General features: G+C 48.3%; 19 protein-coding genes. 6 read left to right on the plus strand and 13 right to left on the minus strand.

The window, feature by feature from the left end:
• Nucleotides 1–6 precede the first annotated feature (6 nt).
• Complete coding sequence (locus ACESTD_RS09915) at nucleotides 7–1,674, minus strand: M23 family metallopeptidase (protein ID WP_034522610.1); 1,668 nt, start codon at nucleotides 1,672–1,674, stop codon at nucleotides 7–9.
• A gap of 198 nt (nucleotides 1,675–1,872) precedes the next feature.
• Between ACESTD_RS09915 and ald the strand changes: the two genes are divergently transcribed.
• Nucleotides 1,873–2,979, plus strand: coding sequence for an alanine dehydrogenase (ald, locus tag ACESTD_RS09920; protein ID WP_005832248.1), 1,107 nt, complete (start codon nucleotides 1,873–1,875; stop codon nucleotides 2,977–2,979).
• A gap of 97 nt (nucleotides 2,980–3,076) precedes the next feature.
• On the opposite strand, the gene ACESTD_RS09925 is transcribed toward ald, so the two are convergent.
• Nucleotides 3,077–4,300: an MFS transporter gene (locus tag ACESTD_RS09925; RefSeq protein WP_373158832.1), complete on the minus strand. Its 1,224-nt coding sequence runs from the start codon at nucleotides 4,298–4,300 to the stop codon at nucleotides 3,077–3,079.
• 202 nt (nucleotides 4,301–4,502) lie between these two features.
• Between ACESTD_RS09925 and ACESTD_RS09930 the strand changes: the two genes are divergently transcribed.
• From ACESTD_RS09930 to gadC, 4 genes are all read left to right on the plus strand, one after another.
• On the plus strand, nucleotides 4,503–5,939 hold the full coding sequence (locus ACESTD_RS09930; RefSeq protein WP_005831197.1) for a glutamate decarboxylase: 1,437 nt from the start codon (nucleotides 4,503–4,505) through the stop codon (nucleotides 5,937–5,939).
• A gap of 122 nt (nucleotides 5,940–6,061) precedes the next feature.
• Nucleotides 6,062–7,027: a glutaminase A gene (glsA, locus tag ACESTD_RS09935; protein ID WP_373158833.1), complete on the plus strand. Its 966-nt coding sequence runs from the start codon at nucleotides 6,062–6,064 to the stop codon at nucleotides 7,025–7,027.
• A gap of 102 nt (nucleotides 7,028–7,129) precedes the next feature.
• Nucleotides 7,130–7,873: a potassium channel family protein gene (locus ACESTD_RS09940; RefSeq protein WP_005832258.1), complete on the plus strand. Its 744-nt coding sequence runs from the start codon at nucleotides 7,130–7,132 to the stop codon at nucleotides 7,871–7,873.
• A gap of 103 nt (nucleotides 7,874–7,976) precedes the next feature.
• Nucleotides 7,977–9,563 carry a putative glutamine/gamma-aminobutyrate antiporter GadC gene (gene gadC / locus ACESTD_RS09945; protein WP_005832260.1) on the plus strand — a complete coding sequence of 529 codons (1,587 nt, stop codon included), beginning with the start codon at nucleotides 7,977–7,979 and terminating at the stop codon, nucleotides 9,561–9,563.
• Between the two features lie 92 nt (nucleotides 9,564–9,655).
• Here gadC and ACESTD_RS09950 read toward each other — a convergent pair whose 3' ends face one another.
• From ACESTD_RS09950 to ACESTD_RS09990, 9 genes are all read right to left on the minus strand, one after another.
• Nucleotides 9,656–10,606, minus strand: coding sequence for a nitronate monooxygenase family protein (locus tag ACESTD_RS09950; RefSeq protein WP_005831206.1), 951 nt, complete (start codon nucleotides 10,604–10,606; stop codon nucleotides 9,656–9,658).
• Nucleotides 10,607–10,684: 78 nt separating this feature from the next.
• The gene (locus ACESTD_RS09955) at nucleotides 10,685–11,347 is read right to left on the minus strand and encodes a DUF4858 domain-containing protein (RefSeq protein WP_005832262.1); all 663 of its coding nucleotides are present in this window, start codon (nucleotides 11,345–11,347) and stop codon (nucleotides 10,685–10,687) included.
• Between the two features lie 48 nt (nucleotides 11,348–11,395).
• Complete coding sequence (locus ACESTD_RS09960; RefSeq protein ID WP_005832264.1) at nucleotides 11,396–11,953, minus strand: DUF4943 family protein; 558 nt, start codon at nucleotides 11,951–11,953, stop codon at nucleotides 11,396–11,398.
• A gap of 19 nt (nucleotides 11,954–11,972) precedes the next feature.
• The gene (locus tag ACESTD_RS09965) at nucleotides 11,973–13,073 is read right to left on the minus strand and encodes an outer membrane beta-barrel protein (protein ID WP_005832266.1); all 1,101 of its coding nucleotides are present in this window, start codon (nucleotides 13,071–13,073) and stop codon (nucleotides 11,973–11,975) included.
• Nucleotides 13,060–13,668 carry an RNA polymerase sigma factor gene (locus ACESTD_RS09970; RefSeq protein WP_005832268.1) on the minus strand — a complete coding sequence of 203 codons (609 nt, stop codon included), beginning with the start codon at nucleotides 13,666–13,668 and terminating at the stop codon, nucleotides 13,060–13,062. The genes ACESTD_RS09965 and ACESTD_RS09970 overlap by 14 nt, the downstream gene beginning before the upstream one ends.
• Nucleotides 13,669–13,718: 50 nt before the next feature.
• On the minus strand, nucleotides 13,719–14,423 hold the full coding sequence (locus tag ACESTD_RS09975) for a hypothetical protein (RefSeq protein ID WP_373158834.1): 705 nt from the start codon (nucleotides 14,421–14,423) through the stop codon (nucleotides 13,719–13,721).
• Nucleotides 14,424–14,429: 6 nt separating this feature from the next.
• The gene (locus tag ACESTD_RS09980) at nucleotides 14,430–15,140 is read right to left on the minus strand and encodes a hypothetical protein (RefSeq protein ID WP_005832272.1); all 711 of its coding nucleotides are present in this window, start codon (nucleotides 15,138–15,140) and stop codon (nucleotides 14,430–14,432) included.
• 230 nt (nucleotides 15,141–15,370) lie between these two features.
• A complete protein-coding gene (gene nadC / locus ACESTD_RS09985) occupies nucleotides 15,371–16,219 on the minus strand; it encodes a carboxylating nicotinate-nucleotide diphosphorylase (RefSeq protein ID WP_005832274.1) in 849 nt (282 codons plus the stop codon).
• Nucleotides 16,212–16,604: a DUF4783 domain-containing protein gene (locus ACESTD_RS09990; RefSeq protein WP_005832276.1), complete on the minus strand. Its 393-nt coding sequence runs from the start codon at nucleotides 16,602–16,604 to the stop codon at nucleotides 16,212–16,214. Before ACESTD_RS09990 ends, nadC begins: the two co-directional genes overlap by 8 nt.
• Nucleotides 16,605–16,698: 94 nt before the next feature.
• Here ACESTD_RS09990 and rlmH point away from each other — a divergent pair, with 94 nt between their 5' ends.
• A complete protein-coding gene (gene rlmH, locus ACESTD_RS09995) occupies nucleotides 16,699–17,172 on the plus strand; it encodes a 23S rRNA (pseudouridine(1915)-N(3))-methyltransferase RlmH (RefSeq protein WP_373158835.1) in 474 nt (157 codons plus the stop codon).
• 6 nt (nucleotides 17,173–17,178) lie between these two features.
• Here the strand turns inward: rlmH and ACESTD_RS10000 are convergent, their stop codons facing one another.
• Nucleotides 17,179–20,088, minus strand: coding sequence for a bifunctional fucokinase/fucose-1-phosphate guanylyltransferase (locus ACESTD_RS10000; protein ID WP_034522624.1), 2,910 nt, complete (start codon nucleotides 20,086–20,088; stop codon nucleotides 17,179–17,181).
• A gap of 423 nt (nucleotides 20,089–20,511) precedes the next feature.
• Nucleotides 20,512–20,868, minus strand: coding sequence for a MarR family transcriptional regulator (locus ACESTD_RS10005; RefSeq protein ID WP_005832281.1), 357 nt, complete (start codon nucleotides 20,866–20,868; stop codon nucleotides 20,512–20,514).
• Nucleotides 20,869–20,879 lie beyond the last annotated feature (11 nt).

Below are 20,879 nucleotides of genomic sequence, written 5' to 3' on the forward strand. Positions count from 1 at the left end.
CAGTCTTTACCATACAAATTCAAACTGTTCGGTGGTACGGTTGCCACAGCCATCCGTCACCGTCATCTCCACCACATGCTTGCCGCCTTTCTCCACATGTTTCGGGTCAAGCTCGCACACCAGGTTACCGCTGATGGAATTGGGCTTTCCAAACAAGGCATACTTCCCGTCAATCGTACCCCGATAGGTATTGATGCCGGTTTCCTTGTCCTTGGCCTTGAAGATGATTTTTCCCGTACGTCCCCATTGGGCTTGGTTCACGGGAGTTATCACCGGCGGAACCGTATCCACCGCCACGGTATAAGTCCCCAAATCCCGTATACGCACTTTCATGACACCATCCTCATACTTACCGCCGATACGGTATTTTCCACCGCGCGCCGTTACGCCCGCCACATAATATTTGGTCACATCCTCTACCGGACGCCGGCGCAAGCCGATACGCAAATCGCAGGCACCGTGCATAGGAATACGGGTATCGTTCAATTGATAGGTGAAAGCGATGTCGCCACTATCAGCCCGCACGGAGTAGTTCAGCAAGACGTCATCGTAGAGCATTCCTTTCGGGATAACCAACTCCAGCCCCGGCTCCTGCAGATAGTTCACCTTGTCCCATTTGAGGGCGTATTTCTCACGATGTTCCACCGGAGCAATTATCGTCTTCTGTCCCTGCACTGTGAAGCGGACCTTGGAGATATTTCCCAGCGCATCTCTCAGCGTATAGACAAACCGGTAAGGGCGTTCTTCGTTGATGTCCACCAGTCCGCGATTGCCGTTGGATGCCTGCAGCATGCGAAGGCGGTTGCCCGGCTCTATGAAAGACTTCATGTACTGACCGTGTGTCCACGAATTGATATAGCGGTTCTCCTCATAGGCAAAGCGGTCTACCGTACTGCGGAAGACTTCCTCGCCGTCCACTTCGAGAATCACCGCCTTCACGCCATATTTATTCTGCACTCCGTCCATATAATCGTAGGCACGGATGCCAGCACCAATCAGTCCCCAGGCGATAATGGGTTTCGTAGGATGTGCCGGAAAAGCCCGTCGCGTCTGCTTGCCTTCCACCACTCCTTTTCCCGGCTGAGGAAACAGCATGATACCTTCGGCACGCGGGGCAGTCTTGTCCTTCACCTTGTCCATGAAGAAAGGCAGCGGGTCTATATATTCGTCCGTAGCCGTCTCTATCATATCCAGATGCAGGTGCGGACCGAAAGAGTATCCGGTGTTTCCGCTCAAAGCTATTATCTGACCGGCCTTCACGGGATATTCGTCGGGGTCGGGAGTAATTTCCACCTCCCAACTTTCTTTCTCGTACTGCAAGTCTTCAACCCGGCGGGCCACATCGCCCACAAAGGCACTCAAATGGCGGTTTATCGTCGAATAACCATTGTCATAAGCCACATCGAGAACATAGCCCGAACCGTGGGTAACGCGGATACGCGAAATATATCCGTCGGCCAGAGCGCGTACCGGCTTGCCTATGGTTCCACCGGTCTTGAAATCCAGTCCGCCATGAAAATGGTTGGCACGTATCTCGCCGAAGTTACCGGAGAAGGTGATGGGGAAATCAAAAGGCGGGGTGAAGGAGGTCTTGTCTGTATCGGTTTCTTGGGCATAGCCGCTTTGCACACTACCAATAAAGAACAAAAGAGAGAAAAATATAGGATATTTCATATTTTGTACAGTCAATATTATTTTAAATGCATGCAAATATAAAAAGAATAGTTCTCTCTACCTACAGAAAGGTGCAATTATCATTGATTAAAACATGCATAAAAATTCTGTTGAAGAACATAGATGCACCGATAACACCCAAGCCGGGAAATCGCTATATTGCGCCATGTTTAACCCCCCAATTAAAACTTTAAGGTTATGATTATCGGAGTACCTAAAGAAATCAAGAACAACGAGAACCGCGTGGGCATGACCCCTGCCGGAGTAGCCGAATTGGTGAAAAAAGGTCATACGGTGTATGTGCAGGCCACAGCAGGCGTAAACAGCGGTTTCTCCGACGATGACTACATCGCCGTAGGTGCAAAGACTTTACCGACCATTGAAGACACGTATGCCGCAGCCGACATGATTGTCAAGGTAAAGGAACCTATTGCACCGGAGTACAAACTGATTAAAAAGGAACAAGTGGTATTTACCTATTTCCACTTTGCAGCCGATAAATTGCTGACCGAAGCCATGATTGAAAGTGGTGCCGTCTGCATCGCCTACGAAACCGTGGAAAAAGAAGACCGTTCACTTCCGCTGCTTACCCCCATGAGCGAGGTGGCAGGACGTATGGCTACCCAAGTAGGAGCCCGCTTCCTTGAAAAGCCACAAGGCGGCAAGGGAAAACTGATGGGCGGAGTAACGGGCGTACGTCCCGCACGCGTACTTATCCTTGGAGGTGGTATCGTGGGCACCAATGCCGCACAGATAGCTGCCGGAATGGGTGCCGAGGTACTGATTGCCGACATCAACCTTCCCCGCCTGCGCTACCTGAGTGAAGTGATGCCGAAAAACGTAAAGACACTCTATTCTTCCACCCATAACATCAAGATGGAATTGCCGAACATCGACTTGGTAATCGGTTCCGTCCTCATCCCCGGTGACAAGGCCCCACACCTCATCACCAGCGAAATGCTGAAGATGATGAAACCCGGTACGGTACTCGTAGACGTAGCCATCGACCAGGGCGGTTGTTTCGAAACCTCCCACCCCACCACGCACAGCGACCCTACCTACATTGTGGACGGAATTGTACACTACGCCGTTGCCAATATCCCCGGCGCCGTACCCTTCACCTCCACCATGGCACTGACAAATGCCACCCTGCCCTACACTGTTTCCCTGGCATGTAAAGGCTGGAGACAAGCCTGCAAGGACGACTCGGCTCTGGCGCAAGGATTGAACGTAGTGGAAGGCAAAGTAACATACAAAGCTGTAGCCGACGTCTTCGGGCTGAAATATGAGGCGATTGAGTTATAAGTTATAAGTTATAAGTTATAAGTTATAAGTGATGAGTGATTTGTTGGTATTTTCCTTTCAGCATGGTAGCGCAGCACAATTACCAACAAATCACTCATCACTCATAACTCCCCCCCAACAAAGAATCCTTCTTCCTCGCATACTCCCACCACATAGCGAGCAGTGTGATGCAGAGGTTGAAAATAAACGGAAATTCCTTGGAATTAGTGTGGAACAAGGTCTGAAAGAAGTCTGTAATGAACGGGGACAATAGAATCGCCAGATAATTCATTACCATTACAAAGGCCAGTGCCAAAGTTGTTTTTTCTGGTATAGCCGTATCTACTGTCTCGTCATAAATCAGCGGTTGAATGACACCATATCCCAAACCAACCAACATACATCCCGGTATTATCAGCCATTCTTTAGGCGAAATCCATATCAAAAGCAAACCCGCTGCAATGGACAAAAGGCTGTAAAACTTTGTGTGTTTCCCCATCCACTTCACGATATGCCCCAGGAAGAAACCCGGAGCCATAATGGCAAGGAAGAATAAGGAGATCATCAATCCGGAATTTCCGCTGGAGAAGTGATGGGCCTCCATCAAAAAAGGCAAGTCAAAAGTAACCGCCAGCACTACATACGTAGTGACGCCATAAAACAGCATCAACTGTAGCAGATGGCGGACATGGATGCCGTATTTACCGGGAATCGCACGCTTGGATTCCTCCGGAACAACGGTAGCCGTATCTTCTGTTTTCTGCGGCTGACCGGTATCTCCCTTCAAATACCCGACAAGCAGCAGAGAAACCAACGGAAGCAGATATATCACGAAAGGCAAGTGCCAGTTTACCTCTGCCAGATACCCAGTCACCGCCGTTGCCACAACCAGCGTCACATTGGTGATGGCAGAACTGTAACCAAACTGCTTTACCCTATACTCCCCCGTGAAATAACGTGAAACCAAACCGGTAGACAACGGGATTATCAGTCCCGAGCCAATGCCGAGCAAAGCACTGACCACCATCAACTGCCACATTTTGTCCGAAAAAAGATAAAGTACCCCACTGGCGGCAAACATCCAAAGCCCCGCTTTCAGCAGACGCACAAAGTCACGTTTCTCGGCCAGCTTGCCCGCCAACAGCACAAAAGGAATTATCAGCAGCGAAGGCAGGGAGGTAAGCATCTGTATATCCAGTTCTGTGGCATGTGGAAAAATGGTAGTAAGTTGTCCCAAAATAGGTGATACGGCCAATCCCGGCAAGGAAGTCAATGCAGAGACTGACCAAATGCCGACAAGCGTGATAAGGGGGATTGTACCCCTTCCGGTATTGATTTTCATATAGTAGTATATTAATTAAATGAATAATGTGGGAACAACAAACCTACCTTCAGAATGTTCGTTTTTTAAGATTTTACTACGCTGCCCTTTAATAAACGCCAAATAATGCAAAACCCCGGAACTTTCATCCGCAAACCCCGTTGTTGTGGGAAATTCGACGGGGAAAAGCCCCGCCGCCTAAACCTTTAAAAAACTTATTAATATGGAAGATTTGAATTTCAGAAAAGGAGATGCAAAAACTGAAGTATTCGGTTCAAACCGTATGTTACAACCCTCACCCGTAGAAAAGATTCCCGACGGACCTACTACCCCGGAAATCGCCTATCAGATGGTGAAAGACGAGACCTTCGCCCAAACGCAGCCTCGCTTGAATCTGGCTACATTCGTCACTACCTATATGGACGAATATGCAACCAAGCTGATGAACGAAGCCATCAACATCAACTACATTGACGAGACCGAATATCCGCGCATCGCCGTAATGAACGGTAAATGTATCAACATCGTGGCCAACCTCTGGAACTCTCCTGAAAAAGAAACCTGGAAAACCGGCGCACTTGCCATCGGTTCCTCGGAGGCATGTATGCTGGGTGGTGTGGCAGCCTGGTTGCGCTGGCGCAAGAAACGTCAGGCACAAGGCAAACCGTTCGACAAACCCAACTTCGTTATTTCAACCGGTTTCCAGGTGGTATGGGAAAAATTCGCCCAATTGTGGCAGATTGAAATGCGTGAAGTGCCTTTGACACTGGACAAGACCACGCTCGACCCCGAAGAAGCCTTGAAGATGTGTGATGAGAACACCATCTGTATCGTGCCTATCCAAGGCGTTACATGGACAGGACTGAACGATGACGTCGAAGCCCTCGACAAAGCCCTCGATGCCTACAATGCGAAGACCGGCTACGACATTCCTATCCACGTAGATGCCGCCAGCGGCGGTTTCATCCTCCCGTTCCTCTATCCCGAAAAGAAATGGGACTTCCGTCTGAAGTGGGTACTCTCCATCAGCGTCAGCGGACACAAATTCGGTCTGGTTTATCCGGGTCTGGGCTGGGTTTGCTGGAAAGGCAAGGAATATCTGCCCGAAGAAATGTCATTCAGCGTAAACTACCTCGGTGCCAACATTACTCAGGTAGGCCTGAACTTCTCCCGTCCTGCCGCACAGATTCTGGGTCAATATTACCAGTTCATCCGTTTGGGATTCCAGGGTTACAAGGAAGTACAGTACAACTCTCTGACCATCGCCAAGTATATCCATGACGAAATCGGCAAGATGGCTCCGTTCGTAAACTATTCCGACGAGGTTGTGAACCCGCTGTTTATCTGGTATTTGAAACCGGAATATGCAAGAGCTGCCAAATGGACTCTGTATGACCTGCAGGACAAGCTGTCACAACACGGTTGGATGGTACCCGCCTATACACTGCCTTCAAAGCTGGAAGACTACGTCGTAATGCGCGTCGTTGTTCGCCAAGGATTCAGCCGCGACATGGCAGACATGCTGCTGGGTGACATCAAGAATGCCATCACGGAGCTGGAGAAACTGGATTACCCGACTCCTACCCGTATGGCACAGGAAAAGAACCTGCCGGTGGAAACCAAAATATTCAACCACGGATGCCGTACACATAAAAAATAAATTAATTTACGATTAAACGATTTACGATGTACGATTAGAGTTTCTCTTGATACGGACTACGTTTAAAGGAGTAATTTCAATCGTAAATCGTACATCGTCTAATCGTACATCACAACGTGTTTATGGAAAAGAAAATATCAATTTCACAAATAAAGGAGGTTGCCCAAGAAGCCTACAATGAGGTGAAGGGCAGCACAGGAGGCAAGAATGCGGATTATATTCCCTACCTTGCCAACATAGACTCCAAACTATTCGGACTCAGCATCTGCCTGATGAACGGGCAGACCATCAATATAGGTGACACAGACTATCGTTTCGGTATAGAGTCCGTCTCGAAGGTACACACAGCCATCCTTATCCTGCGCCAATACGGTGCGCAGAAAGTGCTGGACATGATAGGTGCCGATGCCACGGGACTACCGTTCAACTCCATCATCGCCATCTTGCTGGAAAACGACCACCCTTCCACTCCATTGGTAAATGCCGGTACCATTTCCGCCTGTTCCATGGTACAGCCAGTGGGAAACTCCGACAAGAAATGGGATGCCATTGTACAGAATGTCACTGAGCTGTGCGGCTCCGCCCCACAACTCATCGACGAACTGTACAAATCGGAAACGGCTACCAACTTCAACAACCGCTCCATTGCCTGGCTGCTGAAAAACTACAACCGCATCTACGATAATCCGGACATGGCTCTCGACCTCTATACTCGCCAGTGTTCTCTCGGCATCACGGCCCAGCAACTGGGCATTGCCGCAGGAACCATCGCCAATAACGGTGTGAACCCCGTCACCAAACAAACGGTGTTCGAAGCCAGCCTGGCACCGAAAATCACGTCGATGATTTCTACCGTAGGCTTCTACGAGCATTCGGGCGACTGGATGTACACCGCCGGCATACCGGCCAAAAGCGGTGTAGGCGGTGGTGTAATGGCCGTATTGCCCGGTGTCATGGGAGTATCGGCCTTCGCTCCTCCCCTAGACGAAGCGGGAAACTCCGTAAAGGCCCAATCGGCAATCAAGTTCATCATGAACAAGCTCGGCCTGGGTGTATTCAACGGTGATAACGTAACGATTACAGAATAAGTTTCTCTTTTTAGTTATGAGTTATAGGTTATGAGTTATTTGTTGGTAGGCACCGTAATCAGCAAATGACTTATAACTTATGACTTTATAATGGACTTCATCATGAAAATGGCTCTATCAGAATTTGTATTGCGGGAAAAAGGTATCTATGGCATACTGCATGTCATTATATTGATACTGTCGCTATTTTTAGTTATCAGCATCTCTGTCGACACGTTCAAGGGGATCCCCTTTTACGAACAGTCGGTCTACATGAAAGTACAGTTGTGGATATGCGCCCTGTTCCTGGCAGATTTTGTATTGGAATGGTTCCTGGCAGAGAAGAAGGGTCACTACGTGGCCACGCATTTCATTTTCCTGCTGGTAGCTATACCCTATCAAAACATCATTGCCTATATGGGATGGACTTTCTCACCCGAGATAACCTATATGCTGCGTTTCATCCCATTGGTGCGGGGTGGTTACGCCATGGCTATCGTGGTGGGTTGGCTGACGTACAACCGCGCATCGGGACTGTTCGTTTCCTACCTTACCATGTTGCTGGCCACTGTCTATTTTTCCAGTTTGGCCTTTTATGTCATGGAGCATGGTCCCAATCCTTTAGTTAAAGGATATGGAGACGCCTTATGGTGGGCATTTATGGATGTGACGACGGTGGGTTCCAATATCATAGCAGTCACTCCCACCGGACGGGTACTGTCCGTACTGCTGGCTGCGCTGGGCATGATGATGTTCCCTATCTTTACAGTGTATGTAACGAGCCTGGTCGAACGGCGCAATAAGGAAAAAGAAGAGTTCTACAAGAAAGTTGCACAGAAGCCCGCGCCCAAAGCCGACGCTTCCTGAATAGTTAAAACCGGAACTTTCACTTATCCGTTGGGAACAACTCTCCCCAAGTGTTGTTATAGACGCTGATTTTGAATATATTTTTCATCTAAAACCTTAACTTATGGCAAATATTAAACAAACAGTGAAGCTGGGTGTATTTACCCTGGCAATCATGAATGTGACGGCAGTAGTATCCCTACGTGGACTTCCTGCCGAGGCCGTGTACGGAATGAGTTCGGCCTTCTACTACTTATTTGCAGCCATTGTTTTTCTGATTCCGACGTCACTTGTCGCCGCGGAACTGGCTGCCATGTTTCAAGACAAGCAAGGCGGTGTGTTCCGCTGGGTGGGCGAAGCCTACGGAAAAAAACTGGGCTTCCTTGCCATCTGGGTACAATGGATTGAAAGTACAATCTGGTATCCTACCGTATTGACATTCGGTGCCGTATCCATTGCTTTCATCGGCATGAACGACGTACACGACATGTCACTGGCCAATAACAAGTATTACTCGCTCGTTGTTGTCCTCATCATCTACTGGCTGGCTACGTTCATCTCCATGAAGGGCATGAGCTGGGTAGGTAAAGTGGCAAAGGTCGGCGGCCTGGTCGGGACTATTATCCCTGCCGCACTGCTGATTATCCTGGGTATTATCTACCTTGCCACCGGCGGACACTCCAACCTGGATTTCCACAGCAGCTTCTTCCCCGACTTGACGAACTTCGACAACGTGGTGCTTGCTGCCAGTATCTTCCTCTTCTATGCCGGTATGGAAATGGGCGGTATCCACGTAAAAGACGTGAACAATCCCTCCAAGAATTATCCGAAGGCAGTGTTCATCGGTGCGGCCATTACGGTTATCATCTTCGTGCTCGGTACTTTCTCACTGGGCATCATCATCCCGGCCAAAGACATCAGTCTGACACAGAGTCTGCTTGTAGGCTTCGATAACTATTTCCATTACATCCGCGCCTCCTGGCTGTCACCCATCATCGCCATTGCTCTGGCATTCGGGGTGCTGGCAGGTGTATTGACATGGGTTGCCGGTCCGTCCAAAGGTATCTTTGCCGTAGGAAAAGCAGGCTACATGCCTCCGTTCTTCCAGAAGACAAACAAACTGGGTGTACAGAAGAACATCCTTTATGTACAAGGCGGTGCAGTAACCGTACTGAGCCTTCTGTTCGTAGTCATGCCTTCCGTACAGAGTTTCTACCAGATTCTGTCACAGTTGACCGTAGTCCTCTATCTTATCATGTATATGCTGATGTTCTCCGGAGCCATCGTGCTGCGTTATAAGATGAAGAAGCTGAACCGTCCGTTCCGTATCGGCAAGAATGGCAACGGATTGATGTGGCTCATCGGTGGTCTTGGTTTCTGCGGGTCATTGCTGGCATTCGTATTGAGCTTTATCCCACCCAGCCAGATTTCAACAGGCAGCAACACTGTATGGTTCTCCGTGCTCATCATCGGTGCGCTGATTGTAGTCATTGCCCCATTCATTATTTATGCTTCCAAGAAACCGTCCTGGGTTGACCCGAACAGTAGCTTTGAACCGTTCCATTGGGAAGAGCAACCTGCTGTGCAGACAGCCGGTAAAAGTGCAACAAATATGGCTACCGGTAGCGCCACTGCCAGCAGCAATGGCACAAGTAATTCCGCCACAAGTGGAAATACGGCAAAAGACACAACCAATATCCCCAAAGGATAAAAGGTTATAAGTTGAAACTAAAAAAGGAATATCCCCGAAATCACCGGGAATATTCCTTTTTTATTGTTATATGATACCAGAAGAGGGAATATTCAGAAATCCAATTCCTGCATTCTCTCCCACGCCCTTCTGCTCTCCTCCACCAACTCTTGCATGACCGACGCCACAGACTGCACTCCCTTTCCATGCAGCAAGGCAGATACCTGCCCTATTTCCAGTTCCCCTTCTTCCAAGTCACCTTCAAAAATACCACGTTTGGCACGGCCACGCCCTAAAAGGATACGAAGTTCTTCCTCTGAAGCTCCCACAGCCTCAGCAGCCTCTACGGCGCTGCGAAAGTTATTGCGCACCAGACGCACCGGAGCCAATTTCTTCAAAAGCAGACGGGTATCCCCTTCTTCCAAATGCAAGCAGTAATCCTTAAATACCTCGTTTGCAGAACTCTCTGCCGTCAAGGCAAAGCGTGTACCAATCTGCACACCTTCCGCACCCAGCACCCGGGCAGCCAGCATGGCCTCACCCGTTGCAATGCCACCGGCGGCAATCAGCGGAAGTGTAGTAACTGCACGTACAGCTGGTATCAGGCACAGGGTGGTAGTCTCCTCCCTCCCATTGTGCCCACCGGCTTCGAAGCCTTCGGCAACTATTGCATCAACACCCGCCTCTTCTGCCTTCACGGCAAAACGCGAGGACGAAACAACATGCACCACCGTGATGCCACGCTCGTGCAACCAACCAGTCCATTTCTTCGGGCTGCCGGCAGATGTAAATACAATCTTCACTCCCTCGTCGGCCACAATCTGCATTATCTCTTCTATCTGGGGATACATCAAGGGAATATTCACACCAAAAGCATGATGCGTAGCCTCACGGCATTTCCTGATATGCTCCCGCAACGTTTCGGGATGCATCGAACCTGCGCCGAGCAAGCCCAGCCCTCCCGCATTGCTTACAGCAGCAGCAAGTCTCCAGCCGCTACACCACACCATACCACCTTGAATTATCGGATATCTTATTCCAAATAGAGAAGTCACTCTGTTCATTATTACTTTTTTTAAAGGTTTACTAATGAAAACAAGAAGAGGAGAAAGAAAGTTCAAAATTTGACAAAAAGTGATAAATTACTGTTGTTCCAAAACAGTTATCGAATCTCCATACGCCTTCAATACTTCCAGCGTACGGGCACGGCGCTTGCGGCCTTTGAAATTCCAAAACTCACGGGTAAAAGGTGTCATCAGGTCTAAACCGGAAATTCCACCGCCACTGGCACCCTGCCAACCGCCCACAGCCATATTATTGGCCCGCTCCGTCACCCGGTAACGCAAACCGGTTGCTTCAATCTGCTCCACCGTCTCACGCGGACCGGCATCAAACGGATGTTTAGCCCAGTTCGTAGGAATCATCAGAATCTTAAGTGCATAGAATTCATCTCCTCGCCAAGTATCCTTGTCTACCTTGATTTTTTTCTGATAAATGGGGTCCCAATTATATTTGGTATTGGCTGTATAAGGACGTAAGGTAAGCACCACTTTTTTCTCGGGCGCCTTCGGCATGACGGGCAATGAATTATCAAAATCCATCCACGACTTGTCCATCACCGCTTTCGGAGTACTCAGGGAATTGTTCATTTCCAATTCCTGCAATACCTCCGGATTCAGTTTTACCTCCCTCTCGCCCTTCAGTAACCGGTTCAGCCTCAACGAGTCCTGAGGGGTCCAGTTTTGGGCATAGCAAGGGAAGGCTACTGCACAGAGCAGCCCCATTACAAGTATAAATCTCTTCACCTGACAGTTTGATTACTTAATACCTAATCCTTAATCCCTAAAAACAGGTCACCACCACATATATCCGCTGCCACAAAGCGGTTCGTCATAGCAGGGATCAATCGTCCACATAGTCCGTGGATACTTACGGGTTTCCCACCAACGGCGGTAGCGCGAGGCGGCATCCAGCACCTCTTCGTCCGAAAGGAAATAGATACCTTCATAATTCTCCGCATCCGTATGCACCATCTTGCATCCCATCGAAGCATTGTTCCCGAGGCGGATAGTCTCTACCGTCCACAAGATGCATTCGCCCAAACGCAGCTTGCCACCTGCCGAATAGGATACCGGAGCCAGGGGGAAAGAGGGAATGACCGTCAAGTCCTCGGCATACTTCAGCAATTCCTCTATATCTTCGGAAGCGAACTTGGGCATGTTACTCAATCCATCCGGACTTTGGGTAGAATATTTGCCAGCCTTCAACTGCTTGACAAACAGGTCTACATCCGGATGGTTGTAGTCCAACGTTTCTTTGCTGCAAGAGCTCAAAGAGAGAACAGAAAGAGTAAAGAATACGAACAGCATGGTCTGCCCGAATATATGTAATTTATTGTATAGAGTCTTCATATTTGTATGGTATTTAAGATTAATAAGTCATGCGCACGCCGCACAACAGATTCAGATTGGTGGGCCGTTCCGTACGCAAGGTTCTTGTCTGCGAGTCCGTATCGAAATGATGGGATACAGACGGCTCTGCAAACAAGGCAAAACGGTTGTTCATTTTATAGCGTACCCCTACTCCGGCAGCAACCGACAACTGTACCGGCTCTGCACCGAAACCATTGTCCGGAGCACCTGCAATGCATTTCTCGGCTGCTCCACCTACCATAGCATAGAAATCCACTTTCGGCGTACTGGCCAGCATCATGTTCAGCCTTACCGGAATTCCCAGCGTATGCAACGTATGGTCACCATCCAAGCAATTATACTGAAGACCGGCTTCCAAGGAGAAATGCTTGTTCAAACAACGTTCCACGCTTACCCCGGCCGTGAACGGCATATGGAAATTCCCTTTCGGCAGGGAAGTGCCGATGCCTGCTTTCAATGCCCAATTACGGGGCTTAGATGGCGATACAGCCACAGACTTTGCCGGTTCTTCCTCAGAAGATGGCAGCATTCTATCTATATCAGCATCCTTATGGCCAGGATTTGAATGGTAGTTCCCGTTTCCGGCCGGAGTTCCGTTACTGTAATAACCGTTTCCCGGCTGCTGCTGGTTTCCGTACACCCGTTGGGTAATCCGGATGGAAACATGGACAGACACGGATTCATCCTCATCGGCCTGCGCCGTCAATCCTGCCGGAATGCCGTTGGCGGGATGCTGTGTACCGGGCTTTTGTGCCATGGGGTTGGCCTGATGGATAGAGGGAAAACTTTCCTGCACCACATCCCCGTTCAAGTTACCTTCCGGCGTCATGGCCGCCACTTGTGTAAAGGCCTCCTTGATTTCCTCTTTCGGAGAGAAATACCAGAAAGCGGCAGAAGCAGCTCCCAGTACAAATACAACAGAGGCGGCTGCGGCTACGCGGTGAAACCTCGGAGAAAGAAAAAGCGGCCTCCTGCCTTTTGCGGCAACCGGTGACGGCAAGTCACGTTGCAACCCTTCCCAGAAGTCCTCCCGCACTGTCATCTCTGCGCCGGCAAGACGACTGCGGAACAAACCGGTTATTTCATCATTTTCTCTCATATTCAGTATATTCTTTAATTCTTTTTATCAACAAACACTTAGCACGATGCAACTGCGAGGTAGACGAATGCTCTTTGATGTGGAGGATTTCGGCTATTTCCTTGTGCGATTTCTCCTCAAAGACGTATAAGTTGAATACAGTACGGCATCCATCGGGAAGTTCCGCCACGAACGCCATCAGCATTTCTTCGGAAATACGGCCTCCGGTTTCGGCAATGCCTGCTTCATCCGGAATGTCGGGCAATTGTTCCTCATTCACCACCAGTTGGCTGAAACGTTGCTGTTTCCGCAGGTAGTCTATCGCCTGCGTCACCATTACCCTTGTCACCCAGGTACTCAATGCACATTCGCCACGGAAGGTGAAGTGGGTGAAAATTTTGATGAAGCCATCGTGCAATACGTCATGGGCCGCATCGACATCGCCCGTATAGCGGTAACATACCGCCAGCATCTGCTTGGAGTAGAGGGTGTATAATTCCTTTCGGGCGGAATCCTTTCCTGCCCGGCAGCCCTCAATCAGTTCTATCTCATTTTCCAATGTCAGTGCTCGTTTTACGGACGCCTCTTTGCGTCGTTTGTTAGTTAGACGCAGCATTGCGGAAAATGCTGCTGAATTAATTCTAAAAAGAAGTTAAAGAACGGAGATTATTTATATTTGGATTTCAAAGCCTGTATTTGCTTGTCCAGCATCTCATCCAGTTTATCAAATTCATGCCAATACAGAAAACCGGGAACCATGTTGACGTAATTGATAAATTTCTTATACTGCACAAGAAACAAGGCCTGGTCCCGAAGACCGTCGCCACCGTCAAAAACATTCGCCCACTCCCTGGACATGGCAGCACTCATAAGAGCATCTGTTTTCGTTGCATAGTAATCACTGACATCCTTTTGTTTCCTGCCCAACTCAAAATAAGTCTGCAATACATCCTGCAACATACGTTTGTCCGGTATATACTGCATCAATGAAGAACCTTTCAGCACATCCAGCGCATCTGTCCTATAAGAGAATTCATCCATATTATTGAAAAGCTTGCCATACTTCCACAGAGTATCTGTCGGTATCTTGGATACATCCATATCATGTTCCCTCAACAACAGACTCATGTGTATGTCAATATCCAACAAGTGCTTTATATTACGGAGCTCCTGCCTATTATATTCCAACTCTTCCGTTACCAACTGCATCGTAGCACGCACTTCCTTTTGGCGGGCATTCTCGGTAATCCGGTCATTTCCCCAGAAAGTGACAATGATGCCCGCAGCCACAATACTGAACTGACGGAAATAATCACCTATGCGCCAGCTTTTTATCTTATGGTTCAACCTGTTAAAGCTTGTCTTTCCCATATCTTTTCATTCTAAATGATACTTTTTCTCAAGCGCTTGTATTGCCTCGTCTATACGTTTTCCCACACGTTCTACATAGTCCGGCGTAAAATAGTTCCGCGCTACCCTGACAAAGTTCCGTACCGACCTGTCCGACAAGTAAATATCCCACGCCTCATATCCTCCACGATTTATCTGGTCCGTCTGTTCGTCAGTCAATGCCAAATGGAAAGGAACCATAATTTCGTCCTTCATATCGTAATAGCCATTCATAGTCGCCCTAAATCCATCCAATACCTCATAGATTCCGGTCAACTGCAACAGTAGCTCTTTATCTGAAATCTTCTGCATCAACATGGAGTTTTTAAGTATATCCAATGCATTCTGACTATAATAAAAACTGCGGATATGCCCCATAAGAAAGCGGAACTGTATCAATGAATCTTCCGGTATCGTCCGATGCTTTAAGTCATGCTCCACCAATAAGCTGGAAAGACGTTCATCCTCTCTAAACTCTGAAACGATACTCTTATAATTTTCCCGGTTACTTTTCAGTTCATCCCTAATCAGCGACATGGTGGCTTGAATATCCTTTTTCTCGGAGTTTTGAGTAACCAACTCACTACCGACAAAAGTAATCAGTACGCCAATCACCACAATGGAAGTCTGCCGGATGTAGTCTCCCACTTGCCAATCTTTGACAGTTGTTTTTACTTTATTCCATGTTATGTTTTTCATATCTTCCTACGCTATTATCCATTACTCTGAAACACATCATCCGTTATAGCCAAACGCATCATCTATCCGTCCCCAACAGACCATCTGTTTCACCCCAATACACCATCTGTTTTTTCAGGAGTCATTACTCTGCTGGTTATCAAGAGAAAGCCTCTCATAAGCCTGCCGTAATGCAGCATTCTTTATGAGAGGCTTTCCTTATTATTCTGCAATAATGCTTTCCGCCTTTGTCAACATGCTTTAAAGCTCATGTCCAATCCTTTCACAGAGTGCGTCAAAGCTCCTACGGAAATAAAATCCACACCGCATTCGGCATAGTCGCGGAGCGTATCAAACGTGATGCCGCCGGAAGATTCCGTTTCATAGCGGCCGCCTACCATCTCTACGGCCTTCTTTGTCATTGCCGGCGTAAAGTTGTCGAACATGATACGGTCTACACCGCCCAGGTCGAGCACCTGCTGCAATTCGTCGAAGTTGCGCACTTCTATTTCTATCTTGAGGTCCTTGCCTTTTTCCTTGCAATATTCCTTCGCACGGTTGATAGCCTTGTCGATTCCTCCGGCAAAGTCCACATGGTTGTCTTTCAGCAAAATCATATCGAACAAGCCGATACGGTGGTTTACACCGCCACCGATTTTCACTGCCATTTTCTCGAGGATACGCATGCCCGGAGTAGTCTTGCGGGTATCGAGTACACGGGTATTCGTACCTTTCAGTTGCTCGGCATACCTATGTGTCATGGTGGCAATGCCACTCATGCGCTGCATGATGTTCAGCATCAGACGCTCCGTTTGCAACAAAGACTGTATCTTGCCTTCCACAATCATGGCCACATCACCCGGCTTTACGGCTGTACCGTCATTAATGAACACTTCCACCTTCATGGTAGGATCGAAACGGCGGAACACCTCCTTTGCTATCTCGATACCGGCCAGGATGCCCGGTTCTTTTATCAACAGTTTGGATTTGCCCATTGCCGTAGCAGGAATGCACGAAAGGGTTGTATGGTCTCCATCGCCTATATCTTCGGCGAAAGCCAGGTCTATCAGCCTGTCAATCAATTCTTCTTCCTTATTCATCTGTTTTATCTATCCTTATTTGATGTATGACATATTTGTTCTGTACTTTTCTGAAGAAACAATTCACCCGAAAGTTTCCATTTGCGGTCATCAAGGTACCGATGACGAAACCGGACTCATCGCGCTTCCCCTGATGGTTCACATTAAAACTGCCGACCTTGTGGTTGGAGAAGAAAGCAGCCATTGTGCCCTCTGCCGTCCGCTTGTCGGCGTGGGTCGACTTATTCTGAATGATTAAATCGACCTTGTCACCCAGATACTTGTTGAGCTCCTGAGAGTTTCCTTCCTTGAAGGCTCCAATCACTCCCTCGGGAACATTCTGGGCCAGCAGCACAGACGTCCAAATGAAGAGACCGGTCAACAAAAAGATTACCCGTTTTTTCATTTTCACAAGTATTTATGATAGGCAAAGGTAAGCATTTGTCTCAAAATACAATAAAAAAATGCTAAATTTGTGCGCTAATCAAAACAGAACCAGTATGAAAACTACTCTGCTCGTTGTAGGACGAACTGTAGAACAACACTTTATAACAGCCATCAACGACTATGTGCAACGTACCAAGCGTTATCTCTCATTCGAGATGGAAGTCATCCCCGAACTGAAAAACACCAAGAGTCTCTCCATGGAAGTGCAGAAGGAAAAGGAAGGGGAACTGATATTGAAAGCTCTCCAGCCGAGAGATGTGGTCGTACTGCTGGACGAAGGTGGAAAAGAAATGCGCTCCATAGAGTTTGCAGACTATATGAAGCGCAAGATGAATACCGTGAACAAACGGCTGGTATTTATTATCGGAGGCCCTTACGGATTCTCCCCCAAAGTGTACGAAGCGGCACACGAGAAGATGTCCCTCTCACGCATGACCTTTTCCCATCAGATGGTGCGCCTCATCTTTGTGGAGCAACTCTACCGGGCGATGACCATACTGAACGGGGGGCCGTATCATCATGAATGATGAATTTCAGCTCCGCGACACCTGGAATCCCTTATCCGAGAGTGACATTTCTACGAACCTGGCTCTCGGATTCGGTACATTCAGCGTCAAGGTCTCACGGATGCGCAGGGCTGCCTGCGCATCCTTAGCCACCATATACAGATAACCTCCCCCACCGGCTCCCGGCAGTTTATATCCTAAGGTATAGTCTTTTATCTGACGGATGATGTCCTCTACGGCAGGAGGATTTGTTCCACTGTCCAGTGCCTTCTTCTGCATCCATGTCTTGCCTACCAGTGTTCCGAAACTCTTGAAGTCATTCCGTTGAATGGCTTCGGCCATATCCAAGGCATGTGCTTTCATCTCTTCTAATAACCCCAGGTGCAGGGAAGAGTTGAGGAACATGGAGCGTACTATTTCTGCAAGGATGCCCTTGGCTGTACGCGTAATGCCCGTATAATACAGCAGATGGCAATCGCGGTATTCCGGATGGGTAAACAAATGCTCGGGCAACCAGCGTACCAATGGCTGCTGGGCAAATCCAGCCTCCGTCTGCAACAGTTTGATACCTTGCAATACCCCACCGTATTGGTCTTGCCAACCGCCACCGGTCGTCAGCAACTGTTCCAGGGCAAGCGTACGGCGGCATATTTCGTTCTTATCCCACATCAGTCCGCAAAAGTCACTCAATGAACCCAAGACAGTAGAAGCCAAAATGGAGCTTGTGCCCAGACCGGAACCTGCAGGTATGGCAGAAAGCAATGTAATCTCTATACCTGTGCCGAAGGCTTCCAGTTGTTTTTCCAGCGAAGGATAAGCCGTTTCTGAAAAAGCCGGAACAAACCCGGCCAGCGCCAATGCTGCTTTGGGAATGGAAAAGGGGGAACCTATCATGCAATAGGATTGCAATTCCTCAAAAGTATTCACCACCTCCATGGCTCCCATATCAATGGAGCGCAACACGATGCGATGCTCCGCGCAAGGTTTGATGTACACTTGTAAAGGCGGCTGCCCGTTCAGTTCAATGGCAATATTCACCACACTCCCACCGGCAAACAAGGAGTAAGGCGGAGTGTCCGTCCATCCTCCCGCCATATCTATGCGTACGGGGCTACGCCCCCATACAATCTGGTCACTATACACATTTAGGCGAGGACTGCTCTTGCGTTCATACAAATCAGTCAGCAATCCTTCGCGCAACAAGTTGAATGCGGCCTGCTCGTCTGCCTTGAAGTCCCTTCCGTCCAGCTTCTCAATCTGTGCACGCAGCATCCGGTTATGGATACGCTGCATCAGCGAGGCATCTGTCGGCAACACTTCCGGCTTGTCAATGCCGAATTTATGGAATTCACCGGCCACATCCATCAAGTCGAGTTGATAGAATACACTCTTTGCATGGTTGCGTGCCAGCACTTCCCAGTTTCCTTTGCAGAAGCTCTCCCGCTGTGCATACAGCAGACGCAAGTCGGCTTGTGCTGAAATTTCGTCGGCGGACAACCGACGACTTTCCAGCCAGACAGCCTTTCCTTCCGTCAAGCCCGGTTCGGAAACCATCCATCGAAGCACTGTCCCCATCTGCTCTTTATCTTCCACAACCGGGAAGATGGCAGCAGCCTGCAGGTCCTCTTTTCTGCCGGTGATGTCTTCCACCGACAATTCCCGTTCGACCAGCCATTCCGAAAACGACATTCCAAGGAACAGTGTCTTTTCATCCCGAATATCCCCCTTAAAAGTATCGTCAAAACCATAGGGGCGTACTGCCCAGCGCTGGTCGGCAAGCGGAACTATATCAATGCAGATACCGTCTGGAATGGTCAGCCTCCAGTCATTCTTGGGAACACCCGTGATAATCTGCCGTGCCCCCAGCCGCCAAGAAGCTCCAACAAAGCTATTTTCAATCCAAAGACTGTCGTTCTTCGGAGTAAGGGGGAGATGCACTTCTGCATTCTGCACAAAGATGGCCGGATTGGGCTTCAACTTCCGGTGCATAATCTGGCGCTGGTCGTAGACCTTATTCTGTAAGGTGACGGTTGAAGACAACAGTTCGCGGCTTGTTCCATAATGGTAGAATTCGCCTCCGGGCAAAGGCAATATGGCGACGGAGAGGCTATTCAGCTCTTCATCCTCAATACGGGGATGATTTCCTAAGGACAAGCCAAAGTCAGCATACAAGTCATAGTATTTCAAGTCGGAATATGGCGTATCCACGTCCAAAGCCCCATCTGCCTTCTGCGAACGTTTCATCAGCAAGTCAACGGCCCGGTCGCTCAATAGCCAGATGCCGATATCCATTAAAAAGAGATGTGTCTTGGAGAGGTTTTCCAATTCTTCCAGAGAGGGTTTCTGAAGCATGAAATCCAAGGATTCCGGTTGATTCCGGTCCGAGATAAACACACCATGATGTGTGGCGAGCAACGGGTCTACCCACAGTCCATAGCACACCACATCTGCATCGGGAATCTCTTGAAGCGGCTTTTCCGCACGGATATATACGTCACCACTGGCAATCAGCGTACGCAGTCTTTCGGGAGCCCGCTCCATTATCTTTTCGTAAAGTGGGAGTTGAAGGGATAATAAATTCTGTCCCAGTTTTTGTCCACGCGCCCAGCGAAACACCGGAATCGGGGTCAATATCTTGCCCGCCGGTGCATATCCCGGTAAACGACGGCTTTGTCCTCCGGCATGCAGCAGAATACGCTTCTCTATTGGAATGCTTTTCTCTGTTGGAATGCACTTTTCTGTTGGAATACGCTCCTCCGCCCAATACTTCCTATCCCGTTCCTTCTGCCATTCTCTCAAGAGCCAGGTAGTTCCCCCACCCGAGCCAAGTTTCATTCCCACCGGGTCGGAAGTACAAAACCATTCCGTACGGTCTACATTTTCCAGTTCATAGAATGCCGACACCAGATTAGGCGGCAAAGACAATAATTTCTGCATATCAATCGCTGTATTGCTTACTATTTGACAGCAAAGTAAAATAATATTAGGCAATTGACATAGAAAGTTTCAATTTATTTCTTTGGTATCAAGCTTGTGTTCCTTTACGGAAATACGACTGAGTATATAGGCGATTCATAAAGAATGGCTTTTCCAATCAAGTTCATTTTTAAAACAGAGAAAAGAATTGATTAAGAGTTAAGAAATTGTCGAAAGAGACATTATTAAAGATTCTTAGTAAATTTCTCAGTAATAAAAGATAGAAATACACACGAACAGATACAAACAATTTATAGCATGCAATACACGATACTAACAACATGTCGTGCAAGAAGTTAATAACGTGTCCTACAAAAAACAAATATCGTGTCCGCAGGATATTAACTTCCTGCAAACACGATATTAATTCGCTTTTACACAAAACTATACGAGGCTAACTACCTGCTGCAACAACTCCGACAATTCGAAAGTAGCATTCTTAATATCCGAAATCCGGTTCTTGCCTTCTGTCGTAAGAGAAAAACGCATCTGACGCTTATCTTCCTTACCTATCAGACGGGTAATGAGCTTCTTTCCCTCGACAGAGCGAATGACCTTTGAAGTGTTGGAGGCAGACAAACCCAGTGCCTCGGCTATCTCACTGGAGGTAAGCTTAGGAGTATTGAGCAGCGTGCACAACAGCATTCCTTCATTCAGCGATAAATCATACATCTGCGTAAACTGCACCTCGAACTCGGCAATAGCCCGATAAACATCACGGATTTTACATAAAGTCTCCATATCTTGTCCTC

The sequence above is a fragment of the Bacteroides sp. AR20 genome, from assembly GCF_964250605.1.
Classification (GTDB): Bacteria; Bacteroidota; Bacteroidia; order Bacteroidales; family Bacteroidaceae; genus Bacteroides; species Bacteroides uniformis.